The sequence below is a fragment of the Frisingicoccus sp. genome, from assembly GCA_016298055.1.
Taxonomy (GTDB): Bacteria; Bacillota; Clostridia; order Lachnospirales; family Lachnospiraceae; genus Frisingicoccus.
Map to the genome: position 1 here is coordinate 1 of JAEDDO010000216.1, position 2,893 is coordinate 2,893.

Below are 2,893 nucleotides of genomic sequence, written 5' to 3' on the forward strand. Positions count from 1 at the left end.
TCCTGCCATCAGTCTATATCACCTGCAAAACAGGACGAAAAAACGTCAAAACTAGACAAATAATGCAAGTTGCAATTTATTGACAGAATAATGTCAGGACTGATACACTAAAAAGTAGAAATGACACACAGAGAGGTAATTATTATGAAACGCATTATGATTCTATTATCCGCCGTACTTCTGGCTCTTTTTCCCTGCATTCTGTCTGCAATAGCTGTTTTTTACTATACAATGCCTATGGAAGATTCCTCCTACAATCTTTCTCTGCTCCCCCAGGACGGCCAGGAATGGGAAGGTTCAAAAGGCTGGACTGTTTTTACTTCAGAAAATGGTGAAACAACCGTCTTAACCCCCAATGGCATCGGCGGATATTCAGGACTGTCTTATGCAGGACAAACTTTCTATTTCTCACGTAAACTTACAGAAAAGCTGGATAGTCCCACACTTCGTATCGGTACTGCAAATCGTTCCATCAGTGTGTTTCTGGATGACACATTGCTTTATACAGACTGTCCTGAGAGTTCTGAAAAACAGATAGGAGAACTTTCTCTTCCCATGCAGGAATATGACCGTGCAGAACCTATAACCATTTCCCTGCCTCACAATTACATGAACCAGACACTTACCATTGCACAGTCAAGCCCCGCAGTTTCTGAAACTCTAACGGATAACGAAACCGTTTATCCCTGCGAAATTACCCTTTACTGCGGATACTCTTACGAAAGTGATCTTATTGCCTCGGCCGCATCCATAATGATTCCCTCTGTGCTATTATTTGCCCTTGAAATCATTCTTCTGGCTGCATTTATCTGGAGAGCTTCTCTTGGACGTTTCAGTGCATCGCTGGTCGTCCTTGCTGTTGCTGTCATGCTTCAAATATTCAGCGTACTGACAAAAGCCGATTTCTTTCCACAGTATTTCGGAGAGTTTCCTGTGGATCTGCAGACCATGACCTTTCATTTGTCCATTGGCGTACTCCTGATATTTCTTTCCATATATGCCGGCCGGGTTCGACCCTTATTTCTCATACTGGCATTGGTACAATGTCTGAGTACAGGGTTTGCTGCCATAATACAGACCGGTGCCGTTCTTTCCTACGGCAGATGGTATCGTTTTTTTATCGAACTGCCCCAGATTACAGGATTTCTCGCTCTGTTTCTCTCTATACTCTGTGCTTTTATTCTCTGGAACAGGGAGAATAAATTTTTTAGTTACTTTACTCAGACTGCCATTCTGATCACTTTGGGATATGCTTCTTTCTTACTGATCAGCATTCCCCTGATTCCCGGCTACACTTCCAGTGTACTCTCGCGAATCGCAGGTGATTTTTCCCTCCTTCTGCCTGTATTCTCACTGAAGATTGTCTGGGTTCTCTGTCTTTTGTCCAGCCTTGCAACAGTAATCATCGAATTACTGGAGAAGGAATCCCAGCGGAAAATAGAAGCTTCCGTGCTGTCTGCCAAAAACAGACTTACTCTGGAAAGCTACGAAAATCTCCGACTGCAGTCTGATGAAATCATGATGCTTCGCCATGACATTAACAGGCATTACACCATGCTTCGCTCAATGGCCGAAAACTCCCCGGAAAAGTTATGTGCTTATCTGGATAAGCTAGTGGATCAGATCCAGAATGTCCGCCCTATTATTACAAGCGGGAACGAAATGCTCGATATTATCATCAATGGAAAACTGGCCATTGCCGCAAAAAAAGGAATTCATACAGAAATCTCCCGGGCAAGTGCTCCGAAAAAGCTTCCGCTTCACGACACAGAGCTTTGCTGCCTGATTATGAACATCCTTGACAATGCCATTCAGGCTGCATCCCATCCTGCCATAAGCAATCCCAGAATTCGTCTGGATTTCCACTGTAAAGACCATCATTTTATTTTCTCCTGCGAAAATTCCACAGCAGCGGATTCTTCCGCACACAAAAAAAAGCCTGCTCCCACTCATGGGTATGGGCTTAAGATTATCCATCAGATTATGAAACAATGGGGTGATATGGTTTCCATCCAGGAGGAAGAAGGAACATACAAAATATGTGTTGTTATTCCTCTCTCCTGATGATTTATCCTTCCATATACTCAAAAAAATATCGGCGCACTTCCTTAATACGATATTTGCTTACCGGAATATACACTCCGTTTACCAATTCTATCTGCGCAGTACGAAGAGTTCGGATAAAACGGCAGTTTACCAGAAAACTCTGGTGACATCGGACAAACCCGGAACCAGACAACATTTCTCCCAGCCGGTCAATGGAAAGAGCTGTATCCCACTCCTCCTGTTCCTGGGTAATATGGCTCTTTCTCCCTCTAATCTCCACATAAATAATTTCCTCAGGTGAAACTTTTCTGATTCCGCCGGTAATTGGAAACAGAAGCTCCTTCTTTTTATTTTTATCGCCGTAGCAGAAAACTATGGCCTCCCGGAGGTATTCTTTTTCCAGTGGTTTTGCAAGATAACGCACTGCAGATACCTCATATCCTCTAAGTGCCATATCTCTGTTACTGGAGATAAATACGATGGGAAGATCTTGCTTCTCACTGCGAAGATATCGCGACAGCTTCATTCCATCCATCTCAGGCATCATTACATCCAGGAAAAGCATATCAAAGGACATTCCGTTTTTTAATTCCTGCAAAAAAAGGTTTCCGTCTGCAAAACAAATTATTTCTGCATCTATTTTCTCCATTTCACAAATTTGTTCTGCCATTTCTGCAATTTCTTTTCTATCCTTCTCATCATCATCACAGACAGCTATGTAAAATGGCTGTACCTTCATTTCGTTCACCTCTTTCACTCATATATATGATATCAGAAATACTATATCACAATGTGAACTACCCATCACCTAAAGGTAATGGGCTTCTAAGAGCCTAACGGCTCTATT

2 protein-coding genes are annotated in these 2,893 nt (G+C 42.6%); one reads left to right on the forward strand and one right to left on the reverse strand.

What is annotated here, in order from left to right; all coding sequences use genetic code 11:
• Positions 1-144: 144 nt before the first annotated feature.
• Positions 145-2,064 (forward strand): GHKL domain-containing protein, encoded by a 1,920-nt coding sequence (locus QZZ35_RS10725; protein ID WP_291237397.1) that lies wholly within the window; start codon positions 145-147, stop codon positions 2,062-2,064.
• A 4-nt stretch (positions 2,065-2,068) separates the two neighbouring features.
• Here QZZ35_RS10725 and QZZ35_RS10730 read toward each other — a convergent pair whose 3' ends face one another.
• Complete coding sequence (locus tag QZZ35_RS10730) at positions 2,069-2,785, reverse strand: LytR/AlgR family response regulator transcription factor (protein ID WP_291237398.1); 717 nt, start codon at positions 2,783-2,785, stop codon at positions 2,069-2,071.
• Positions 2,786-2,893 lie beyond the last annotated feature (108 nt).

Coding starts and splice junctions, on each gene's coding strand:
- QZZ35_RS10725 (WP_291237397.1), top strand. CDS start 145: ATGAAACGCATTATGATTCTATTATCCGCCGTACTTCTGGCTCTTTTT.
- QZZ35_RS10730 (WP_291237398.1), bottom strand. CDS start 2,785: ATGAAGGTACAGCCATTTTACATAGCTGTCTGTGATGATGATGAGAAG.